A 22,611-nucleotide genomic window follows, 5' to 3' on the forward strand; every position below is an offset into this window, starting at 1 on the left:
ACACCACCTTTTCGATCATCTCGACTGGGGGCTCAAGTCATACCGGGGCCGAAGGCCGGGAGCCTCCTTGCGAGGCCACGAAGAAGGTAACGGGGCTGCGCGTCCGGGCCGGACGTCCCCGGACGGCCTGGCGGATGAGCCGGACGACCACGGCCTCGGCCGCTCGCGCGGCGGCTTGAGCACCAAGCTCCACCTGGCCGCCGACGCCGCCGGACACGTCCTCGCGGTCGTGATCACTGCCGGACAACGCGGCGACGCACCACAGTTCATTCAGGTCATGGACCGCATCAAGGTGCCCCGGACCGGCAGCGGGCGGCCTCGTGTCCGGCCCGATCACGTTCTCGCCGACCGCGCCTACTCTTCCCGCGAGATTCGCGCCTACCTGCGCAGGCGGCAGATCCCGCACACCATCCCGGAGAAGCGCGACCAAGCCGGACACCGCCTACGTCGGGGAGCGGCAGGCGGACGGCCGCCCGGCTTCGACCGCGAAAAGTACAAGGCCAGGCACAAGGTCGAGTGCCGGCCTGCTGAAGCAGGCCCGGGGCGTCGCGACCCGCTACGACAAGCTCGCCGTCCGCTACGAAGCGACCGTCCAGCTCACTTTGATACGGCAGTCCCTGTCCCTGTGACCTGGCCGCAACCGTGTCCTCCGTTACGCCAGGGGCCCGCTGGCACCAGGGCACCGATCACTGCCAATAGCTGTGGCGGCTCGACCCGGTCCAGCAGCGAGTCCAGATCCGACCACAGCACCCACGCGTGCGAGCCGAAGTTGGCCTGTTCATCGGGGAGTAGACCGGCGCTCTCCAGCGAGGGCCGCTCCTCAGTGAAGCGCGCCACGAAGAAGTCCTCTGTGCCGACGTACTGCATGCCCTTCCACCGCACATTTCGTTCGACAGGCACGGACCGCTCCAGGACCGCGTCGGGATCCAGACCGGTCTCCTCGACGAGTTCGCGCCGTGCCGCCGTCAGCGGCGTTTCACCAGGGTCAATGCCGCCACCAGGCGGTTCCCACAGCCACGTTCCGTCGACTGGATCGCGCCAGCGCAGCAGAAGCACGCGGTCAGAGGCGTCCAGACAGACCACGCGTGCAGCGGGTCGATGCATCGTCTCCATGGCCTTGACCCTAAGCACACTCGAAACCCCGATCGAGACTTCGGGCGCTCTAGGGTCCGTCTTCAAAGATCATCTGGTTGGTGGATCATGGTGTCGTGGTACGTCGTCATGAACTCACTGACCTGGAGTGGGAGTTACTCGCTCCGCTGATTCCCCGGGCCGCCACGGGGCGGCCTCGCGTGGAGGACCGGCAGGTCATCAACGGGATGGTCTACAAGATCCGCACCGGGATCTCCTGGCGTGACCTGCCGGAACGCGACGGGCCGTGGAAGACCGTGTACACCCGCTTCCGCCGCTACGCCCTCGCCGGAGTGTTCACACGGGCCCTGCAACAGATCCAAGCCCGTGCCGACGCGGCCGGAGACATCGACTGGCTGGTGCAGATCGACTCCACCATCGTCCGCGCTCACCAGCATGCCGCCGCTACCGGCCGGAAGGGGGGCAGCACCGGCAGGACGAACCGGACGATCACGCCCTGGGCCGATCCCGAGGCGGACTGACCACCAAAGTCCACCTCGCCTGCGACGGCAAAGGACGCCCGCTCGCGATCCTGGTGACGCCCGGCCAGCGCCACGACAGTGTCTGCGCACGCCCTCTGCTGGAACGGATCCGTGTTCCCCGCACCGGCCCGGGCCGGCCGCGCTGCAGGCCCGACCAGGTCATCGCAGACAAGGCCTACGGCTCCCGAGGCTTCCGCGCCTACCTGCGAAAACGCGGCGTTGCGCACACCATCCCCGAAAAGACCGACCAGCGACGGCACCGGCTCAGGCGTGGTGGCCACGGCGGCCGGCCGCCGGGATTCGACTGGGAGACCTACCGGCGACGCAACATGATCGAGCGCTGCTTCAACCAGCTCAAGGGCTTCCGCGGGATCGCCACCAGATACGAAAAGACCGCCACTTCCTACGAAGCGGCGGTCACCCTCGCATAGTTCCTGCTCTGGGCAAGATCCGTTTGAAGACGGACCCTAGTGATCAATATTTCAAACAGGCCCTAGCTTGATCTTTAACCTGTGCGGCGAGGTCGTGGGGTTGTCGACTTCTTCGTCTTCGGTTTCGTGATGCCTGTTTTGCGGACTGTGTGGACGTCGTGGCGTGGGGTCGGCCGGGTGTTCTTGCGTCCGGGTGGCCGTCCGGGACCGGGGCGGGAGGGTTTCGGTGCTCTTGCGGGGCAGGCGGCCTTCGGGCGGAGGTGCCGGAAGTCGCGGCGGACTCGCGCGGGGGTGAGTCCGTCGATTGGAGCCGGTCTCTCCCACGGCCGGCGGAGGTCAGCGGCGAGAGGGCGGGCGAGCCGGAGCTGGGTGAACGCCGCGAGGATCAGCCAGGTCCAGCGGTCGGCGGCTTCCGGGGTGCGGATCTTCGGACAGGTCCAGCCCAGTGTCTGCTTGAACAGGCGGAACGTGTGCTCGATGTCGAAGCGCCGCAGGAATGCCTGCCAGAGCAGGTCGATGTCGGCTGGGGTGGCGTCGGTGCCCGACCACCACAATCAGACCGGCTTCGGTGTCGCGCGGCTGGGCAGGTACTCGACCCGGAGGAGGATCACGGTTCCCTCGATCACCGGCAGTGCACCCAGCTGGGCAGTCCAGGCGGAGCGATGGGTCAGGCGCGGGTGGAGCCAGTCTCAGGCTCGGGCGGCCGCGGTGCCGTAGAGGCGGGTCCTTGTCACGGTCTTCGCGTCAGGGGTGTTCCAGGTGGTGGGGTCGCCGAACACGAACTCGCCACCGTGGCGGGGCGGGCGGCCCCGGGTGCCGGGTTCACGGGGCGGTACTGCTCGGCGCAGGACGCGGTCCGAGCGCATCCGGCCCAGCACCTGCACCGGCAGATCCCTGAGCAGGAAGGCCAGGCGGGGCACGTCGTAACCGGCGTCCACCACGATCAGGATGTCCGGGTCACCGTCCTTCCACTGCCCCGCGCTGACGAGCCGCTCGACCAGTTCACGCATCTGTCTGGCGGTGACCGTGGCAGCGTCGTCGCCCGGTGCGAGACGCAATGCGTCCAGCGGAGCGGTCCACGAACTGCGGCCGGTCTCCAGTGCGCAGATCACCGAGTACGGCCAGCCGGGGACTGGAATGTGCTGGTCCTTGCCGCGTCCGTAGGTATGGCACAGGATCCGCTGCGGTGAGGTGTGCGCGTCGGGTCGCAGCCAGCAGGTGATGTCGGCGGCCAGGACTAGCCGCCCGTCCGCCGCCCGCGGCAACGGCACCGCGGCCAGTGCCCGATGCAGCCGGGCCACCTCCACCCGGCCGGCGGCCAGGGCGTCGTAAAGCCCGCCGTGCCCACGACGGTGTTCGCCCACCATCGACAGCTCCACCAGCGACCGGACCGGGCCGTCCGCACACAACACGGCGTCGGCCAGCTCGAACAGAGCGTCCGCACGTCTGGTCAGGCAGGAGTAGAACTCACCCCGGATTCCTAATGGTGTTTGTCAAGCTGCGAGAGTGATGGGAGGCACGGGTTGATAGCACCGTCCATCGCGCAGAAGGGCCCACAGAACGTTGACTCGACGACGGGCAAGGGCGAGGACCGCTTGGGTGTGACGCTTGCCCTCGGCCCGCTTGCGATCGTAAAACCGTCGCGATTCATCGCAATAGCGGATGCTGAACATCGCTGAGATATAGAAGACTCGCTGGAGTCGGCGGTTGTATCGCTGCGGGCGCCGCAGATTGCCGCTGATCTTGCCGGAGTCACGGGGGACGGGTGCGACTCCGCCGAAGCCGGCCAGGCGGTCGGCAGTACCGAAGAAGCTCATGTCACCGCCGGTGGCAGCCAGGAACTCGGCACCGAGGATGATGCCGAGGCCGGGCATGCTGGTAATCACTTCGAAGGTGTGGTGGTCGCGAAACCGGGCCTCGATGAGCTTGTCGAGCTCGTCGATCTGCTGGTTGAGGTCCATCACCTCTTTCGCCAGTGTGTGCACCATCCGGGCAGCCAGCTTCTCCCCGGGAAGACTGGTGTGCTGGCGATCGGCGGGCTCAACGGCTTTCTCCGCGAGTTGGTCGGCACGGATGACTTTGCGGTTCCGCAGCCATGTCTCCAGCCGCCTGGCGCCGATCCGACGGATGGCGGCCGGGGTCTGGTAGCCCGTCAGCAAGATCAGCGAACCTGTGTTGATGAGGCTCAGGACACGCTCCAGGCCGGGGAAGATGTCGGTGAGCTGGGCTCGAAGCCGGTTGACGACGCGCGTGCGGTCGGCGACCAGGTCCATGCGTCGGTTGGTGAGGATCTTGAGGTCGGTGACGGTCTCGTCGCCGACGCGTAAGAGGTAAAGGTCACGACGGACGCGGACCTGGTCGGCGATGACGGCCGCGTCTTTGGCGTCGGTCTTGCCCTCGCCGCGGTAGCCCTCCGAGGCTCGGTGGATGGCCGAGGTACGGCGCCGGCTTGGGGTGGAGCAGGGACACCACCCTGCCCTTGATGGAATAAGCGAAGAGATGGTTGCCCAGGGGGTTGTAGTGTCCCGCCCCGTCGACGAAGAACTGCCGCATATACTCGTCGAATCCGATGCTGTACTTCCGGTGATCACGCACGTGCACTTCATTCATGTCGAAGTACTCAAAGCCTCCCCGTAGGAGGTAGTCCGCCACGTCCTGATCATGGCGACGCTCGTGGCGATGCATCTGCTGGATCGCACGCACAGGGTCGAACAGCGCCACGAGTACCTTCAGGCCACGATGTGTGGCCCAGGCCATGGCTTTTTCCAGGATGAAGATGCTGGCTCGCTGCGCATAACGGTCAAGCAGGAGGCCCGCTTGCGCCCGTCGTTCCGCATCGGGCCGTGACAGGTCTAGACGAAAGTCCAGTAGTTCGGCCAGCCTGATGACCCTCACCTCGTCCACATCGCTGATCCTGCCGCGATGGTAGAGAAATAGCTGCAGGGCGAGTTCCTCGCTGTAGTTGTCATGGATCCACTGTGCGTCTGTCAGGCGCTCGAGCGACTCGACGGAAGGGAAGGGATTGTCTCGTTCGATCATGGCGCCGCTGTCGAGATCGATCGCAATGCTGGGTGCCGACAACGTGAGGACGCCCTCGGTCTGCGGCAGGTGACGAATCAGCGGCATCGACCGGCCGAGCAGGCTCCGTGTCGAGTCGTCTCCCCAGATATAGAAGACGGCCAACTCGGACGGGTTCTTACCCTCCTCTAGGACCATGCGCCGATACGTCTGGTAGACGCTGGCGCCCCCGACACCGAAGTTCCGGATCGGCTCCTGGAGGTGCCCGGCCAGGTACTCCTGCCAGCACTCACCATCGTTCACCTGATCGCCGTGGGTGAAGCTGTCACCGTATGTGCTGATCCGGCTCACGCCGTCGGCGTGTACGAACGAACGCCGTGCTCCGTCCTCACGCACATGGGCGAAGACAGCGCTGCCGTCGCTACCACCAGGCAACCGAAGGCCAGGAAACTTCACCCCGCCGCCGGCAATTGCGTAGTCACGCTCGACGAAGCCCAGATGGGGGTCGAGCGACCAGCGCAAGCGGCCGTCGAGCGATCGAGCTATGTCTTCAGATGTTATGGCGCAGCCGCCCAGATATTCAGCGTACGTCGGCGCAGCTTGGCTGCTCCTCATCGGCCCTTTCCTGTCGGCTGAGTCACCGTCGATCGTCCGTCGAGAATCACTTGCTGGTGCCGCCGGGAACGCCTCCCTGCAGTCCGGCGAGGAAATGCTTGGACAAGAACACGAAGAGCACCAGCAACGGGATGCTCGCGATGGCGTATCCCGCGAACAGCGGACCGTATTCGGTCGCATGCTGGGTCTGGAAGAACTGCAAACCCGCCGACACAGTGCGCAGCTCGTTCTCCGTGACGGTGAGCAGTGGCCAGAAGAAGTCGTTCCACACGCCGATTACGGTCACCAACGCGATGGTTCCGACGACGGGAAGCGACAACGGGACCATGATGGAGAGGAACATCCGCGGCCCACTGGCGCCATCGACCCGTGCGGCGTCAAACAGCTCCTGCGGCAGCTGCTCGACGAACGTCTTCATCAGCAGGGTTCCGAGCACCGCGCCGCCCACAAGGTGCGGGATGACAAGCGCGATCCGGGTGTTGAGCAACCCCAAGTCGCGCATGAGCACGAACATGGGGATCAAGCTGGAGATCCCCGGCACCATGAGCAGCACCGCGACGAGGCCGAACAGCACCTTCCGTCCGACGAACTCGTAACGGGCGAAGACGAACGCCGCCACCATGCACAGCGCCAGCGCTCCGACGCTAGAGCCGACCGCGACGATCAGCGAGGTGACCAGGTACGGCTGGATCTGCTCCCAGGCCCTGGCGTAATTCTCGAAGTGGAACGGCGCGCTAGGCATCCACCACGACTCGTAGTACTGCTGGTTGGATTTCAGCGACGTCGTGAGCATGAAGAGGAACGGGAAGAGCCCGACGAACGCGATCAGGCCGAGCACGCCCTTTATCGCGCGCTGGTTGCCGCTCCGACGTCGGCGCGACGTGGCCGGCCGTGTCGCGGCTCGCCCTGGTTCGCTCCGGTCCGGGGCACTGCGCGGGCGAGGCTCGACCTCAGAGTCGACGGACATCGGTGCGGTCCTCCCTCTTCACGAACACGATGACGATGCTGAGGAGGATCGTCATGACGAACAGCGTGGTGGACAGCGTGGCGGCGTAACCCCAGTCGCTGCCCTGGAACGCCACTCCGAGCATCCGGAGCACCGGCACCTGGGTCGCGTTGTCGGGACCACCTCCAGTGAGCAGGTATGCCGCGAAGCCGTATTGCAGGACGTTGATCGTCGCCAGGAAGACAAGCAGCTTGAGCTGGCTCGTCATCAGGGGAAGGTCGATCGCGAAGAACCGTCGGAACCGGCCGCATCCGTCGAGCGCGGCCGCCTCGAAGATCTCGGCCGAGATGTTCTGCAGGGTGGTGAGAAACACCAGGAACGGAAGTCCGGCGACGAACGGGAACCCGATGAACAGCAGCGACAGCAGCGCGAACTGCGGATCGCCCACCCAGTTCTGCGCCAGGGCGTCAAGCCCGACGCTTCGCAGTACGCGGTTGATGACGCCGTTGTTGGGTTCGAACATCGCACCCCAGAGCAGGACCGTAACGACCCCGGGAAAGGCCATCGGCGCGATCAGGGCGGTACGGAAGAAGAACTGTGCACGCTTGCTCTTGAGGCTGATGATGAGCTCAGCCGCGAGCAACGGAATCGCCCAGGCCACGGTGACGCCGAAGATGAAGATGACACCGAGGTTGCGGAAGGAATCCCACCACAGGTCGTCGGCCACCATCGTCGCGTAGTTGTCCAGCCCCACGAAGGGCGAGTCGAAGCCCGGCCGCCACTCGTAGAACGAGTGCCAGATCCCGCTCGCCGCCGGGTAGTACGCAAACACCGCCAGCGTTGCGAAGAGCGGCAGGAGGGCCAGGTAGGCGTACCAGGGAAAGCGTTTCCGTGATCGCGGCTTCGCCCCTCCTTCGGCTCGTCGTGTCTCCTCGCGACGCGGCTCTGTGACCTGTGTGTCGTTGCCGACCGTCATCCCTTTGCCCAGGGTTCGTTGTCCCATTTCCTGTCCTTGACGATCTGTTGTGCGCCCTTGGTCCACAGGTCCTGGAGGTAGCTCTGCTGCTCCTGCAGGGACTTCGTCCCCAACAGCCAGCCCTCGTAGAGGCTCAGCTTGGTGACACTCGTCGGCCCGACAGGCAGCTCCAGGGGAGCAGTGTCGCCCCACGTTCCCTCGGCGAACACACTCGTCTCTTCTGCGCCCGTCGCGCCCTCGACCGCGGAGATGCCGCCAGTCGCCTTCAGCCAGGGGTCGATGTTCGCCGGCGCACTGACGAACTGCAGGAACTTCACGGTGGCGGCGAGCTTCTCGCCCTTGACCGTCGACGGGATCATGTAGCTGGTGCCGCCGATGCTGGCCCCGAACCTCGGCGGAGCGCCGCTGGCGAGCGGGGTCGACGCCTCGGTGATCTGCGGGAACGGCATGCTGGCGACATCGAACTTGACGTCCTTCATGGAAGTGACGCCGAAGTTGACGCCCCACGCCATGGCGGCCTTGGCGGTGGAGAAGTCACGCAGTCCGACTACAGCACCGTTGAGCCCTTCGGTGTTACCCGACCACTGCTCGTCCACGCACGCGTTCCACATCTCCTTGAGGAGCTCGAGCGTCGCGACGACCTCGGGGGTCTTCGTCGTGAGCTCGCCGGTGAGCACGGCCTTGGTCCTGGCCTTCTCGGTGACAGAGGGATCGCCAGTCGCTGACGTCGCCTTTCCTGGCTTCCCGTCCACGTTGAAGTCGTTGAACCGATCGACGTGCTTGTCCAGCAACATCCCGCTGATCGCGCGAAGCGTCCATTCGGGTCCGATGTCGGAGCGGTCCATCGCGAGCGGTGTGTAGCCTGCGGCCTTCAGCTTGCCGCACCCTTGGATGAGGTCTTCGTAGGTTTTGAACGGCGCCGTCAGGCCGGCCTTGGCGAACGCCTCCTTGTTGTAGAACACCCCCGTTCCGACCAGGTTGAAGGGCACGAACTCGACCTTGCCCTCAGGGTTGCGGATGTTCGGGTTCCCCTGGACGAAGTAGCGACTCCTGAAGGCGTCGAGCCACTTCTCGCTGCCCGGCCCGGACTTGATGTAGGGGTTGGGCTTCGCGAGATACTCATCCAGGGGGTGCACCATGTGCGGCTTGTGGGGCACCATGCTGAATACCAGCTCCGGTGCGGTGCCGGAGGCAAGATGCGTAGAGATCGTCTGCGTGAAACTGTTCAGCGGCAGCACGACGGTTTTGACCTTGATATTCGGCTCCGCCTTCTGGAAAGACGCGACCAGATCTTCCCAGGGCTTACCGAAAGACGAACCGCTCTCGCTCCATTGGTTCGGGCCTTCCAGGGTGATCGTCACGGTATCCCCTGACGACGAATCGTCCCCTCCCCTACCGCAGGCGACAAGGACAACCGACAGGGCCGCGGCGGTTGCGGCCAGGCGCATTGTCGTCGAATCCCGCGACCCCATGAATCCACGGGGACATCGTTTGCTCGTGCTAAATCGAGGCATGCGTACACCTTCCTCTGACCCGCGACCGTGTAGTCCGGGTGGTGGTGCTAAAAAGCGCTCTGGATCGTTTCAATGAGCTGGGCGAGAACCTAGGTCCGTGTCACATCCGCTGTCAATACATCGACGCGGCTCAGGAAAATCCCACTGCTGCGGACGCCGGTGGGGGCCGTGCCAGGGAATTAACTACCGTACGGGTGCCGGTGGTTGACCGTATAGCCGAAGCCTGTCAGACGGCCATCCCTCTGTTCCGGGCAGCACGTCGGTCCATCCCCGGGCAGTGGTGACGCGCACAGCACGGCCGGCTCCGGACTCCCGAACGGAGTCACGTTGAGAGAATCGTCCAGCTATCGACTCGCCCGGCCATGTTGCACCCGGGCAACCTCGCCGAAGCTGGATGCCCATGGGGGCAGCAACTCATCGGCATGTTCTGCGGAGACGCTTCCATCCGCCTGATGGCCCAGCTCCAGGAGATCCTCATGACGCATGACCTCGAACTGTCCCGTCGACATCGACTGGGCGCGAAGGGTACGGAAGCGGGCCGACGCGGGCGAGTCGCGGACGCCGGACAAGCGGCTGTCCAAGGAGCTGTTGACCGACCTGCCCGGCTGTATCGTCACCGACGAGATCGTCCAGATGTGAGCGGGTGACCATGGCGGCAGTGTGCAGACCCGGAGGGCCCGTCGGCGGCCCGGCCATCATCCGGGCCGAGAGATGCGTCGTCGCGAGATTCCACTGCAACCTGCTGACTTCACCGCGCGGTCACCATTGCGAGCCGCGCGAAAGGTGATTGCGTAACGGAGTTCCCCGCCTCGACCGTGTCGAGGCATTTCGGGGTCTGATCGGGCGATCCGCTCCGGGGGTGAAAGACATTTCCCCTGCCAGCCTGAAACGAAAGGGCCGCACCATGGGCAACAACGGCATTGGGCGAAGAAAGTTTCTGCAGTTCGGCGGTATCGGCGCGGTCGCCGTGCTCGGCAACGGCTTTTTCCGGGTGGCACCCGCCGGAGCCGCCGAGCGCGCCGACATGGAGCTCTGGGAATTCGATTCGGCTCGGGGCCTTTTCATCCAGCCGATCACCACCACCGGCACGGCGGTGGCGTGGGAGTTCAACACCGATGGAAACGCCGAAGGGTGGACGGCGGCGAAAGGCCTGGCGCCGTTCGTCGTGCGCGGCGGCACACTCAGCACCAGCGTCACCGGCTTCGACCCCTATATGACCGCTCCGCCGTTGAACCTCAACGGCATCCGCGACCGCATCCTCCGGTTCCGGATGCGGGCGACCGCCGGTGAGAGCATCTCGGTCTACTTCGCCACCGACAAGTCCCCGACGCTCGGCGTGGACAAGCTGATCGAGATACCGATCAAGGCCGACGGCGCGTTCCACGAATACACGGTGGATCTCGCGGCGAAGAACGCGCTGTGGCAGCAGGGAACGGTACAGGTCTTCCGGCTGGACAGGGAGCCGCCGGGCGCCGACGGCGCCCAGATCGAGTTCGACTACATCCGTATCGAACAGCTTGGCGCCAGAATCGCGGCTGCGCCGCTCATCGTACGGCCGGGCTCGGTACGCCCCGGCGAAGAGCTCACTCTGGCCATTCAGTTGTCCAACGTCGGCGGCGAGCCGTCCGTGGCCTTCCCCGCCAAGGTCACGCTGCCGAACGGGGTGACCCTCCTCTCGGGCGGCACGACCCAGACGGCTCCGGTCATCGCTCCGGACGGGAAGGCTCAACTGCTGTGGACGGCGCGCCCGACCGTCGACGTACCCGGCGTGGCCACGTTCGACATGGAGGTGCCCGGCAGCCGTCAGCAGTTCGGCGCGATCCTGCCCATCGTCCCCGTCGCGCCCCCGTCCGCGCACTGGTGGCCCAGCGGTGTGCATGTCTTCCAGGACCAGGCAGGGCACGTGCACCTGCAGAACAAGAACGTCCGCGCGATCTTCGTCCGCGGATCCGGAGGCTACGGCCAACTCCTCGTCGACGTCCGGACCGGCCAGGAGTGGAAGCGCATGGCGACCTCCCAGCCGCTGAGCTACCTCGTCGGTCCGGCGGCCGACGGCGTCCGGCTGATGCCGATCGTCCCTGACACCGCTCAACTGGCCGCCGACCATGTCGTATTGAGCGGGCAGGTGACGGACGCCGATGGCGTGCGGTGGACCTCGCAACTCCGGCTCGCCGTCAGGCCCGTGTCCGACGACGCCGGCTCAGCCGCGCGCGCCGTCCAGGCCACGTACTCGATCACGCCCGACCGTCAGGCGAGATTCCTCGCCTTCGGCGGCCCTTCGCTCACCGTCGGCGAGGGCAGCTTCGGCAAGCCCAAACACATGGGGCTCTTCCCCGGCCTTGAATGGCTCGTCGCGGGAGAGAGATCGTCGAGTACCCTCGATGTCTGGCCACCGGACAACCTCCGCACCACACCGCATCCGTTGAGGATCACGGTCCCGGTGATGGCGATCTCCGGCGGTGGGTCGACCGTGTCGGTCGCCTGGGACACGAACCAGCAGTGGGACGGCCAGAACCGTTACCCCAGCGCGCGGTTCGCCTCGCCCAACTGGCTCGCCGGACAGGCCAACCACCTGCTCTCTCTGTTCGTCCCGGCCGTTCCCAACCCGGTCGCGGAGAACGCGCCATGGGCGACGACTCCCCATCCCGCCGCGGCCGGCCGGCCGCTTGCCGTCAGCGCCGATTTCGTCGTCAACCCCTCCGACGACGTGCTCACCGCCGTCGACGACTGGTACGCGCTGCACGGCGTCCCCGAGCCCGCCGAGAAGCCGCTCAGCTGGGAGGACGAGCTCGCGCTCGTCCGGCACGCCTACCTCAACTCCTACTGGGATCCAGAGGTCAAGGGGTGGGTGCCGTGGACCGGCCAAAAGGCAACGCAAAACGTGCCGTGCGCGGTGAACCTGCACATCGCCGGGCTCCTGACCGACGACCCCGCCGAGCGAACGGCCGCGTTCAACCGGGTCCACGAGTTCGTCGTCAGCGTCCTCACCAACAACGGTCGCAGCGCGCTCGGCAACACCGACGGCACGTACAGCGGCACGTACCACGCGCCGTTCTACCTCGGCAACCTCGAAGGCGCCCTGGCCGAATTCGAGAAGAACAGAGACGCGAGAATCGGCTCGCAGCTGCCGTCCGGCGGTTGGGCCTTCAACCCCAAGGAGAAGGAAGACGAAATCCTGGGTGTGCCCGGAACCGAGATCATGGGCGTCTCGACGGTCCACGCTCAGGGCCTCCTGCGGTATGCCCGGCTCACCGGCGACACCGCCGCTCACCAGGCGGGTATGCGCGCGCTCAACTTCATCGAACAGTTCGACGTCCCCCGCGCCGTGGGTGTCTGGGAGATGCCGATCCACACGCCGACGCTCCTCGGCTCCGCGTACGGCATCGGTGCCTACACCGAGGCGTACCGGCTCACCGGCGAGGCCCGGTATCTGAACCGGGCCATCTACTGGGCGCGGACCGGACTGCCCTTCCTGTACGCGTGGTCGGCGCCCGACCGGCCGTACATGCCGTACGCGTCCATCTCCGACTACGGCGCGACGATGTTCACCATCCCGTGGTTCGGCCGACCGGTGCAGTGGGTGGGCCTGGTCTACGCCTACTTCCTGCTCAGCCTCCTCGACACCGTCGCCGACCCGAACTGCACCAAGCCGTTCGCCCTGCCGGCCGACATCGGCGGGTTCCCGTGGCGCCGGATAGCCGAGGGCATCGTGGTCAGCGCGCTGCACCAACAGCGGACGACCGAGCCCCACAAGGGCGGCTACCCGGACAGCTGGCTCCTGGTCCCGAACTCGCCGGTGAAGGACTTCGACCTCCACCCCGACTGCATCCTCAAACCCCTCGTCATGCTCCTCGGCCACCCCGTCGACGTGCAGACCACGCTGCTTCAACCGAACACCCGGATCTCCACCGCCGCCGACGTGCTCGGCGCCGAGCGCACCTCGTCGAGGCTGACCGCCAGGCTGGGATTCTTCCCGGGGGCTTCGTCACAACTGCTCGTCACCGGAATACCCGCCCCCCGCTCCGTCCAGGTCGACGGCCGGGATCTCACACCGGTCACCGACCTCGACGCCGCCCCGGAAGGCTGGAAGCGCGTCGCGAACGGCACCACGTTCGTCAAGATGCGCCACGCGCAGCAGTCGACGCTGGTCATCGACTACTAGTAGTGCTTCGTTAGCTCTATGCGTTGTCGCTGATCAGGAGCATGGGGAGTGTGTGGATACGCATGAAGTCAACCGATTACGGGCGGCGTTGGGCCTGTTCGTGGAGGATGTGTTCGCGTCGGTGCCGCGCAAGGATCAGCGGCGGTGGGGCGAGTGCTATCTGCGGGGGCTGATGCTGGAGGGTCGGCGCAAGTCGATCCAGCCGATGGCCGAGCGGCTGCCGGACGGCAACATGCAGGCTCTGCAGCAGTTGGTCAGCCAGTCCCCGTGGGAGTGGACGCCGGTGCGGCGGCGGATAGCCGAGCGTTTGGTCCAGGTGGTCAGGCCCGAGGTGTGGGTGGTCGACGACGTGTCGTTCCCCAAGTGCGGCAAGGCGTCGGTCGGGGTGGCCCGCCAGTACTGCGGAGCGGTCGGTAAACGGGCGAACTGCCAGGTCGCGGTCAGTGTCCATGCCGCCACCGACAACGCCTCGTGCCCGCTTCAGTGGCAGTTGTATCTGCCGCGTGAGTGGACGGACGATCCGGACCGGTGCCGCAGGTCAGGCGTCCCCGACGACGTGGTGCACCAGGAGAAGTGGCGTCTGGCGCTCGGCCTTTTGGACACTCTCGCTGCGTGGCAGCTGAAGGCGCCGGTCGTGGTCGCTGACGCCGGCTATGGCGTCAGCACCCTCTTCCGGCTCGGTCTGCAAGAGCGCGGCCTGTTCTCTGTCCTGGCCCTGAACGGGAACGAAGTCGCCCACCCGCAGGATGTCGAGCCGCACCGGCCCTCATATGGAGGGCTCGGTCCGCCCACCCTTCCCCGCTACCGCACCCCGCCCCGGGCCCTGTCCGCCCTCGCGGCACAGACGAATGCCAGGCAGTTCACCGAGGTGACCTGGCGGCAAGGCAGCAAAGGCCCGATGACCTCACGGTTCACCGTCTTGACGGTGAGGCCCGCGGGCAAGCAGTCCCTGGCCGCGGCTCAGGAAGCAGGCGGCGGCAAGGGCCGGTGGGACGGTGTCCTGCCCACCCAGACCCTCCTGGTCGAATGGCCGGACGGCCAGGACACCCCGACGGGTTACTGGATATCGAACCTGCCCGCCACCACACCGGCCGCTGACCTGGTGCGGTGGGCGAAGATGCGCTGGCGGATCGAGCACGATTACCGCGAGCTCAAGCACGGTCTGGGCCTGGACCACTTCGAGGGCCGCACCTGGCACCACCTCGTCACCCTCGTCACCGCTGCCCAGGCCTTCCTGACCCTGCGGCGCTACGACCCAAAAGCCCAAACGCAGGCCTGACCCTCTACCAAGTCCTCGACACCCTTCAGGACAACCAGAACCTAACGAAGCACTACTAGAACCGGGCGAATGAACCCGAGCGTGCCGGAGGCGGGCGATCCCCTCCGGCACGCTCGACCGGACCATGTGGACCACCGTACGAAAAGGAGCACTGTGCCGAGCAGCAAGTTGGAGCTGGACCTGGTCCGCATCCCGCAGGGAACCGCGCAGACCGGGACGCTGCCCACGCAGGTCGACGACCTCGCCGAGCGCTTCGGACGGCACCCGTCCTGGTTCGACGGCGAGTTGCCGGGCGCCCGGGTCGAGGTGGGGGCGTACGACATCGGCCGTACGCCCGTCACCAACGAGCAGTGGGCGTTCTTCGTCGCCGACGGCGGCGGCGAGGCGCCCGGCTGGTGGAAGGCCTCGACCCCGCCGCCGGACAAGGCGAACCACCCCGTCACGCACGTCAACCTGCACGACGCCCGCGCCTTCGCCACGTGGGCCGGTGTGCGCCTGCCGACGGCGGCGGAGTGGGAGCGCGCGGCGCGGGCCAACGACCGTCGCGTCTTCCCGTGGGGCGACGAGATCGAGCCGTCATTGGCCCACTACGGTGCGCTCGGCACCGCTCCGGTCGGATCGCTGCCGGCCGGAGCCAGCCCGTTCGGCGTCCTGGACCTGTCGGGCAACGTCGCCGAGTGGACCGCCGACCAACCCGACGCCGCGACCGCGGTCATCAAGGGCGGCAGCTGGATGACGACGGCGCCGGCCAACCTGCGGGTGGCGGCGGTCGGGCAGTCGGGCTGGGCGCTGAACCGCACGGACTACATCGGCTTCCGCATCGCGCGAAGCTGCTGAGGGGGAATCATGAAACTCGAACCTATCGCAGGGACCATGAGCGCCTGGCTGAGCGAGGTGCCGGCCTTTCCCGGCGCCCGTTTCTCCCTCGGCTTCCCGGAGGCCATCGGCGAGGCCGCGGCCGCCGTCTGGTACACCACGCTCGTGCCGGAGTGGGAGCAGCAGGACACCCGCATATGGCAAGCGACCGGACGTCAGCCCGGCGAGCTGGCCTACGAGATGACGGTCGACCTGTCTCTGGACGACGCCGTCGTGGTGTCGTACACGCTGGAGAACGAGAGCGACCGCCACTGGGAGAACGCACTGGCCTTCAACTGCCTGTCCTGCGGCGATGCCTGGGACGTCAGGGACCACGACTGCGAACGGCACTGGACCGGCGTCGCCGGCGAGGCCGTGCCCCTGCTCGCCGTACCCCGTCAGCACAGCACCCGACCCACCGTGCAGCTCTACTCGACCGCCGGCGCGCCCCCCGCGACGGACCTGCCGTTCGTCTCCGCCTTCCACGCCACACCCGACATCGTCCTCGACCCGTGGATGGCCGTGGAGAGCCGCGACAGCACCCGCACCATCGCCACCGTTGGCCGTCCGGCGGCGTTCCTGTTCCACAACATGGAGTACTCCTGCATCCACGCGGCCAGCGGCTTCGGGGCCATCGCCCCGGGGGAGTCCGCCACCGCAGGCAACGACATGTTCTTCCTCGACGCGCCGTTGGCCGACGCGCTGACCCGTATCCGCTCCTCGATCGGGGTGGCCGTATGAGCTTGAGTGGTGGCATGCGCCCGGAGCTCGACGTCGACGGGTCGCTTCTCCTGCTCAGCACCGCCGGAGTGGTGCACGCGGTCGACATCGCCGGCACCGCGCGCCAGGTCGCGTTCGGCCCGAGCCACCGGCTCGACGCGGCGGAGCTCAAGCGGTTGCAGAGCGGTCACCTCGGCGCCGAAGTCGAGCTGCAGCTGGCCGGGGACGACCGCCCGCTCCCGCAGCACGGCACCCGGTGGACGGGCTGTGGCAGCACATGGAGCACCACCGTCCGGAGCCACCGGGCCGAACGGCTAGCGGACGGTGGCCTGCACGTCGTGCTCGGCTCGTCGGGCGCACGGGGTCTCGAGGTGGACCTCCACTTCGTGGCGAGGCCGGGTTCCTCCTGCTTGAGACGCTGGACAAGCGTCCGCGCGACCGAAGTGCCGCTGACCGTCGACCACGTCAGCAGCGGCATGCTGCGCGGACTGGCCGCGCACGGCGACTTCGACGCACTGTGGTTGCACACCTACGACGGTGGCTGGTGCTGGGAGGGCGCCCTGCGGTCGCGGCCGGTGACGGACTTCGCGCTGTACCCGGTGTCCTGTATCAACGCCTGGTCGGTGGAGACGACTGGTTCCTGGTCGTCGAAGCACGTGCTGCCGTTCTACGTGCTGGAGGACCGCACGACGGGTATCTCGTACGGCATGCAGGTCGACGCCTCCGCCAGCTGGCGCATGGAGGTCGGCGCCGACTCCGGCACCGTCTACACGCAGGCCGGCGGCCCCAACTACGCCGGTGGACACTGGCGCCACATGCTCGGCGTGGGCGAGCAGTTGGAGACGGTGCCGGTCGTGGTCGGTGCCGTGGAGGGGGACCGCGCGGAGGTGGTCGACGCCTTTCACCGGCATCGCTGGCTGCACCAAGCGCCGCGCGAGCCGCGTCGTGGCGTCGTCTACAACGAGTACCACGCGACGATGAACACGCTCGACTCCTCGACCGTCGAGGCACAGGCGGCCGCCCTGACCGGCACAGGCGTTGAGACCTTCGTCCTGGACGCCGGGTGGTACTCACCGCAGACGCCCGAAGGAGAGATCGCCACCTGGTGGACCCTGGCGGGGGACTGGACGCACGACGAGAGCCGCTTCCCCGCGGGCATGAAAGCCTTGGCGGGAGACCTGGGCCACGCCGGGCTCGTACCGGGCATCTGGCTCGAACCCGAGGTCGCCGGGGTCGCCTCGCGCCTCGTGGAGGAGCACCCGGACTGGCTGCTGCAGCGCGACGGCCGGCCGCTGTTGGACGCGGGCCGGGCGTTCCTCGATCTACGGCTGCCGGTGGTCCGGGACCACTTGGCCGGCGTTCTGGACGGGCTCGTCGACGACGGCTACGCGTACTTCAAGTTCGACTACAACACCGAGGTCGTGCCGGGGCCGGATGCGACGCCGCACGGGCCGGGGCAGGGTGCGCTCGAGCTCGCCGCAGGCTGGGAGGCCGTGCTCGACGGGCTGCGTGCCCGGCATCCGCACGTCGTTCTGGAGAACTGCGCGAGCGGTGGTGGGCGCACGGGCTACGGCCTGCTGTCGCGCACCCATCTCGGCAGCGTCAGCGATCACGGCCACTGGCCGGGTGGCTGGCGCAGCTTCCCCAATGTGCTGCGGGCGGTGCTCGATGTGCTGCACCCGTCACAGGCCGTCAGCTGGGCCGTGCTCGAGCCGGACCTGAGCCTCGCCGAGACGAGATACCGCCTGGTCACAGGGCTGCTCGGGCGTATGACCGTCAGCGGTCCTGTGGACCGCCTCGATGAGGCCCAGGGGGCGCTGATGACCGAAGCGGTGGCCTTCGCGAACGCCTCGGCCGACCTGCTCGCGGGGGCGTCGGTGCGCCGGCACGGACAGGATCAGCCGCTGCACCGCACCCAGGCGGTGACAGCTTTGGAGGTTTTCTCCGAGGCAGGCTGCCTGCTCGGCGTGTGGCGGCAGGACAGTGAGGACGACCAGTTGCGGGTGCGTCTGCACGGGTTGCGCGACGGGCAGCGCTACCACGTCCAGACCTTCCCGGCGGGAGCGGCACCGCAGGACCTGGTGGGCGGGACGGAGCTCACCGTCCACCTCGCCGACCGGTTCGACGCGGTTGCCGTCGCCGTACGACCCGATGACGCGGTGGGACCCGGTGACGCGGTTGGGGGGACGTCATGACGCACCTGTGGACCGACGGCGCGGCGGAGATCGACGCACACGTGGGCGTCCGCGCGGTGGTCGACCTGCCGCAGGAGTGCCGCCTGGTCGTGCGTTTCTCCGCCTCGTGGTGGGCGGTCCTGCATGTCGACGGGAAGCCCGTCGCCGAAGGACCGCCGCGCGCCCCTGCCGACCGCCCCGAGCACGTCGTGGTCGCGCTCCACCTCGCTCCCGGTCCGCACGTGCTGGCGTTCCACGTCGTGCACGCGGGCGTGCCGACCGAACAGGCAGCGGTCGTGGCGCCGCACCTGTGGGTCGAGGTCGAGGGGTGCCCCGATCTCGACTGGCGGGCAGCGCCGTTGCGCGGCTTCCGCTCGCAGGTCCGCCGTCTCAACAATAACCTTGGCTTCGTCGAGTGGTGCGACACACGGGACCTGCCGGCGTGGACCGGCCCCGGCTCCGCCGCTGACGCGTGGTCACCCGCCGTGCCGGTGCCCGGCCTGCCCGTCCCCACGTCCGACATGGGCCCGACGGTGTCCTGGACGCCGCTCACCGGCGTCCGGGTGGCGGAGGGGGAGCTGGTGGAGCGTCTGCTGCTCCTCGAAGACGACCCGGCCGCCGGGGTGTTCGCCCGGCAGCTGGTGCCGGACGGGCAGGTGCCCGCGCAGGGGGTGTGGGCGCGCTTCGACCTCGGTCGCATCCGGCTCGGCCGCCCCACCGTAGAGATCGACGCGCCCGCGGGCGCAACCGTCGACCTCCTCTACTGCGAGGACCTCGTCGACGGCCGGGTCACGCCGTGGATCCCGATGAGCAACGGCCTGTCGGCGAACCTCGACCACTACGTCGCCGCGGGCGAGCGGCAGCGACTGGGGCCGGTGTCTCCGCGCGCCGGGCGCTGGGTCGAGGTGCACGTGCTGGCCGAGCCCTCGCAGGTCCACATCGGAGAGCTGCGCTGGGACGAGCGCAGCAGCGTCCCCGCCGACCCGATCGGCAACCTGGCGACCGGATCGCCACGGCTCGACCGCATCTGGCAGGTCGGCGTCGACACGCTGCGGGCCTGCTCCGAGGACGCGCTGGTCGACTGCCCGGTCCGCGAGCGCGGCCAGTGGCTGGGTGATGCCGTGGTCGGGATGGAAATCGCAGCCGCCTCGCACGGGGATCTGCGGATCGTGGAGCGCTCGCTGCGGATGGCGGCCGCCTGCGCCGACGACGACGGGTTCGTGGCCGGTCAGGGTCCCGGCGCCCCGCGGCACCTCGCGTCGTATTCCGCGCTGTGGCCTGGGGCGGTCCTGCGGCACGCCGCGCTCACCGGTAGCGACAAGCTGCTCGGCGAGCTGACGCCGGCTGCGGCACGCAACGCCGCGGCCTTCTGCACCCGACGCGGCCCCACCGGGATCGAAGGGGACCTGCCGTGGCCGTTCGTGGACTGGGGCGCCGCCGACGACGACCTGTCCATCTCACTGCTGGCCCTCGACGGCCTGGACGCCTCGGCTCGATGGCTGCGCGAAGTGAAGCACCGGGACGCCGCAGCCGTGGAGGACGCGGCCGGGGAGTTGCGCGGGACATTGGCTCGTCGTACGTCCGCCGAGCCGCTCGGCTACCACGCTGCAACCCTGGCGCTGCGAACCGGCGTTCTGCCGGCGGGCGCCGAGGCGGCCGCCGCCCAACTGGTGCTCGACCACCTCGACTTCTGCTTCCCACTGGACACCGCCGGCCCACGGCTGTCCAGCCACCTCGCGACGGGCGAGCGCTTCGTCACGCCCTACTTCCTGCACTTCTCGCTCGTCGAGCTGGTCCGTCGCGGCCGGGCGCACGAGGTGCTCCAACGGATCGAGCAGCTCTACGGCTGGCTGCTCGACCAGGGGGCCACGACCTGGTGGGAGAACTTCGACCCTCGGTGGAGCCGCTGCCACCAGTGGTCCGGCACTCCGACGTGGCTGCTGTCGCGGATGCTGCTCGGGCTCTGGGTGGAGCCGGAGGGAGGGCTGCGTCTGGAGTTGCTCCCCGGCGAGCGGACCGGCGTGTCCGGCCGACTGCCGCTTCCCGGTGGGGGAGCGGTCGAGGTGTCGTGGCGACGGGACGGCCGGACGCTGCGCTGGTCGGCCCGCCCCACCGGGCACTTGGAGCTGCGCCAAGGCGACGTCGTGCACACGGTTGAGCCCGGCGCGCAGCTGGATCTCGTCCTGCCGACGGGGCCCTCCAGCTGTCTGACAAGTCCGCATTGGATCACGCCGGGGAGATGACTTCCAACGCTGGTTTCCTGGACAATCTGCTGATGGTCAGTGGGGCGCCGTTCCCGGTCGTGAGCCAGGCGAACGTGTACCAGTTCCCGCCTGGCAGGCGGCTGCGGCATGCGCGGGTAGAGTCGCGCATGGTCCTCCTCTGCCGCAGTGGAGGTGGGAAGATCTGGGTCAACGGACAGCAACACCTGGTGCGAGCCGGGGCCCTGTTCGTCCTGCCGTGGGGGCGATCGATCCGGTACGCCGCGGACACCTTGGACCCCTTCCTGCTGATCGGCACGCATGTCATTCCCGAGCACGACCCCGGGCAGCGGGTGGTGGCGGAGGTTCCGCACGACGTGGACCATCCGTTGATGGGATGCGGGTGGCGTCGCGATGGCGAGGTACTCTCCGGCGGCTCGGTGGTGGTTTCCTCCGCCGAGGAACGACCGCAGTTGGTGGATGTCTCCTTGTACGCGGTCGAGGTGTTCCGGCGCGGTGTGCCGGACGAGCGGCTGATGCGGGCGCTCGGGACGCTGGTCCTGCACGAGCTGACGGAGTTGCCCCGCCCGGCCGAGCCTCCGTACGGGGCGCTCGTACCCGACGACCTGCGTCGCGTGCTGCAGTACGTCGACCAGGAGCTGCAGAACCAGCTCACGATCGGTGAACTGGCAAGCGTGGCGGGTTGTGGCATCGCGACGCTCGCACGACGGTTCCGCCAGCACCTCGACACCTCGCCGATGGGCTGGGTCGCCGGAAGACGGATCGCCCGGGCGCAGGAGCTGCTGCGCACGACCGGCCTCACGATAGGACAGGTGGCCCGGCGGTGCGGCGTGGTGGATCCGTACTACTTCTCCCGCCTGTTCCGGCAGCACGTCGGTCAGTCACCACGGGAGTGGCGACGCACACAGCACGTCCTGTGAGGTCCTGTGACCGGTTCCGCACTCCCGAGCGGGGCCAGGCGCACCGCGGACGCCGGACGAGGAGATGCAAGCGGGCGGGCAGCGCGGCGGCGATCCACCAGAAGATTTGCGCACCACCAGTTCGGGCTGGAACAAGATGCGCTGGTGGATATGGGCGGCCGTGACCCCGCCGCCCTCCTCGATGAGCAATTCGGCGGCAGTGCGCCCCATGCGGTGCGCGGGCTGGCGCACCGAGGTGAGCGGTACGGCGCAGCCGCCGCGAACTCGATGTCGTCGTAACCGACGAGCGCGATGTCGCCGGGCACGGACACGCCCGCAGCGAACAGTGTCTGCAGCACGCCGAGCGCGAGCAGGTCGTTGGCACAGAACACGGCGGTGGGGCGGGGGACAAGACCGAGTAGCCGGGCCCCCGCGTCCTGAACCGCGGCCACGTCCAGCCTCTCCGCCTCGACGTGCGTGAGCGCCTCAGGCGGCAGCCCGGCTTCGGCGAGCGCCGCGAGCGCGCCGGCGTGCCGGTCCTGAGACTGGGGAAGCTGTGGGGGCCCGCTGATGTAGACCAGCGCGCGGTGCACCGCCGTGATGAGGTGGCGGGCGGCCAGCGTGCCGCCTTTCACGTCGTCCACCGAGACCGAGCAGGCGTCGGCGCTGGCGACGGTGCGGTCCACGAACACGTAAGGGATGCCTTGCCGGGCGAAGGCTGCCAGGCTCCGTCCGCTGGTGTCGGCCGGCGTGATCAACACCCCGCGCACCCGCTGCTCGGCGAAGAGCCCCAGGTACACGGCTTCCTCCGAAGGGCTCTGGCCGCTGTTGCACAGCATCACGCCGAGCCCGGCGGCACGGGCGGCGCGCTCGGCGCCCCGGGCGACGTCCGCGAAGAACGGGTTGCCCATGTCGAGCACCAGCAGCGCGATGATCCGGCTGCGCCCGGCCCGCAGCTGCCGCGCGGATTCGCTGCGCACGTAGCCGAGTTGCTCGATGACCGCCTGGACCCGATCGAGGGTGGCCGTGGCGACTCTGTCGGGCCGGTTGATGACGTTGGAGACGATGCCGATGGACACTCCCGCATGCCGCGCCACGTCCTTGGTGCCCACCATGGGCGCCGCCTTCCGTGCCCCGCCCACCCTGTTCAACTCGGGTAGGCCTGGGCCGCAGGCGACGGCGAGGAC

14 protein-coding genes and 4 pseudogenes are annotated in these 22,611 nt (G+C 68.0%); 10 read left to right on the top strand and 8 right to left on the bottom strand.

What is annotated here, in order from left to right; translation table 11 throughout:
• Positions 1–70: 70 nt before the first annotated feature.
• Positions 71–629, top strand: a pseudogene (locus tag ACFYW5_RS35115) (IS5 family transposase); the annotation flags it as partial.
• Here the strand turns inward: ACFYW5_RS35115 and ACFYW5_RS35120 are convergent.
• Positions 598–1,113, bottom strand: a complete 516-nt coding sequence (locus ACFYW5_RS35120; protein WP_389421203.1) for an NUDIX hydrolase — start codon at positions 1,111–1,113, stop codon at positions 598–600. The pseudogene ACFYW5_RS35115 and the gene ACFYW5_RS35120 sit on opposite strands and share 32 nt — an antisense overlap.
• A gap of 95 nt (positions 1,114–1,208) precedes the next feature.
• Between ACFYW5_RS35120 and ACFYW5_RS35125 the strand changes: the two genes are divergently transcribed.
• Positions 1,209–2,044, top strand: a protein-coding gene (locus tag ACFYW5_RS35125; protein WP_389421223.1) for an IS5 family transposase whose coding sequence is annotated in 2 segments (ribosomal slippage) — positions 1,209–1,565 and positions 1,568–2,044 — 834 coding nt in all. Because the reading frame shifts where the segments join, the coding sequence is not laid out codon by codon here.
• A gap of 74 nt (positions 2,045–2,118) precedes the next feature.
• On the opposite strand, the pseudogene ACFYW5_RS35130 reads toward ACFYW5_RS35125, so the two are convergent.
• The 6 genes and pseudogenes from ACFYW5_RS35130 to ACFYW5_RS35155 form a co-directional block, all read right to left on the bottom strand.
• Positions 2,119–3,522: pseudogene (locus ACFYW5_RS35130) on the bottom strand (NF041680 family putative transposase).
• A gap of 15 nt (positions 3,523–3,537) precedes the next feature.
• Positions 3,538–4,476, bottom strand: a pseudogene (locus ACFYW5_RS35135) (IS110 family transposase); the annotation flags it as partial.
• Positions 4,382–5,677, bottom strand: coding sequence for a hypothetical protein (locus tag ACFYW5_RS35140; RefSeq protein ID WP_389421225.1), 1,296 nt, complete (start codon positions 5,675–5,677; stop codon positions 4,382–4,384). The gene ACFYW5_RS35140 and the pseudogene ACFYW5_RS35135, both read right to left, overlap by 95 nt.
• A 46-nt stretch (positions 5,678–5,723) precedes the next feature.
• The gene (locus ACFYW5_RS35145; RefSeq protein ID WP_389421204.1) at positions 5,724–6,515 is read right to left on the bottom strand and encodes a carbohydrate ABC transporter permease; all 792 of its coding nucleotides are present in this window, start codon (positions 6,513–6,515) and stop codon (positions 5,724–5,726) included.
• A gap of 112 nt (positions 6,516–6,627) precedes the next feature.
• Complete coding sequence (locus tag ACFYW5_RS35150) at positions 6,628–7,626, bottom strand: carbohydrate ABC transporter permease (RefSeq protein WP_389421205.1); 999 nt, start codon at positions 7,624–7,626, stop codon at positions 6,628–6,630.
• Entirely contained in the window at positions 7,596–8,960 is a 1,365-nt protein-coding gene (locus ACFYW5_RS35155) for an ABC transporter substrate-binding protein (RefSeq protein ID WP_389421206.1), read from the bottom strand. The genes ACFYW5_RS35150 and ACFYW5_RS35155 overlap by 31 nt, the downstream gene beginning before the upstream one ends.
• Positions 8,961–9,596: 636 nt before the next feature.
• Between ACFYW5_RS35155 and ACFYW5_RS35160 the strand changes: the two genes are divergently transcribed.
• The 8 genes from ACFYW5_RS35160 (at position 9,597) to ACFYW5_RS35195 (ending at position 21,445) form a co-directional block, all read left to right on the top strand.
• The gene (locus tag ACFYW5_RS35160; RefSeq protein WP_389421207.1) at positions 9,597–9,752 is read left to right on the top strand and encodes a hypothetical protein; all 156 of its coding nucleotides are present in this window, start codon (positions 9,597–9,599) and stop codon (positions 9,750–9,752) included.
• 265 nt (positions 9,753–10,017) lie between these two features.
• Positions 10,018–13,275: a hypothetical protein gene (locus tag ACFYW5_RS35165; protein ID WP_389421208.1), complete on the top strand. Its 3,258-nt coding sequence runs from the start codon at positions 10,018–10,020 to the stop codon at positions 13,273–13,275.
• Positions 13,276–13,327: 52 nt separating this feature from the next.
• Positions 13,328–14,554, top strand: a complete 1,227-nt coding sequence (locus tag ACFYW5_RS35170; RefSeq protein WP_389421209.1) for an IS701 family transposase — start codon at positions 13,328–13,330, stop codon at positions 14,552–14,554.
• 153 nt (positions 14,555–14,707) lie between these two features.
• Complete coding sequence (locus ACFYW5_RS35175) at positions 14,708–15,391, top strand: formylglycine-generating enzyme family protein (protein ID WP_389421210.1); 684 nt, start codon at positions 14,708–14,710, stop codon at positions 15,389–15,391.
• 9 nt (positions 15,392–15,400) lie between these two features.
• Complete coding sequence (locus ACFYW5_RS35180) at positions 15,401–16,150, top strand: hypothetical protein (protein ID WP_389421211.1); 750 nt, start codon at positions 15,401–15,403, stop codon at positions 16,148–16,150.
• On the top strand, positions 16,147–18,324 hold the full coding sequence (locus ACFYW5_RS35185) for an alpha-galactosidase (RefSeq protein WP_389421212.1): 2,178 nt from the start codon (positions 16,147–16,149) through the stop codon (positions 18,322–18,324). The genes ACFYW5_RS35180 and ACFYW5_RS35185 overlap by 4 nt, the downstream gene beginning before the upstream one ends.
• Positions 18,321–20,546 (top strand): family 78 glycoside hydrolase catalytic domain, encoded by a 2,226-nt coding sequence (locus ACFYW5_RS35190; RefSeq protein ID WP_389421213.1) that lies wholly within the window; start codon positions 18,321–18,323, stop codon positions 20,544–20,546. Before ACFYW5_RS35185 ends, ACFYW5_RS35190 begins: the two co-directional genes overlap by 4 nt.
• Positions 20,543–21,445, top strand: coding sequence for a helix-turn-helix domain-containing protein (locus ACFYW5_RS35195; protein ID WP_389421214.1), 903 nt, complete (start codon positions 20,543–20,545; stop codon positions 21,443–21,445). Before ACFYW5_RS35190 ends, ACFYW5_RS35195 begins: the two co-directional genes overlap by 4 nt.
• 99 nt (positions 21,446–21,544) lie before the next feature.
• Here the strand turns inward: ACFYW5_RS35195 and ACFYW5_RS35200 are convergent.
• Positions 21,545–22,539, bottom strand: a pseudogene (locus ACFYW5_RS35200) (LacI family DNA-binding transcriptional regulator); the annotation flags it as partial.
• Positions 22,540–22,611 lie beyond the last annotated feature (72 nt).

This window comes from Streptomyces sp. NPDC002779, assembly GCF_042888685.1.
Taxonomy (GTDB): domain Bacteria; phylum Actinomycetota; class Actinomycetes; order Streptomycetales; family Streptomycetaceae; genus Streptomyces.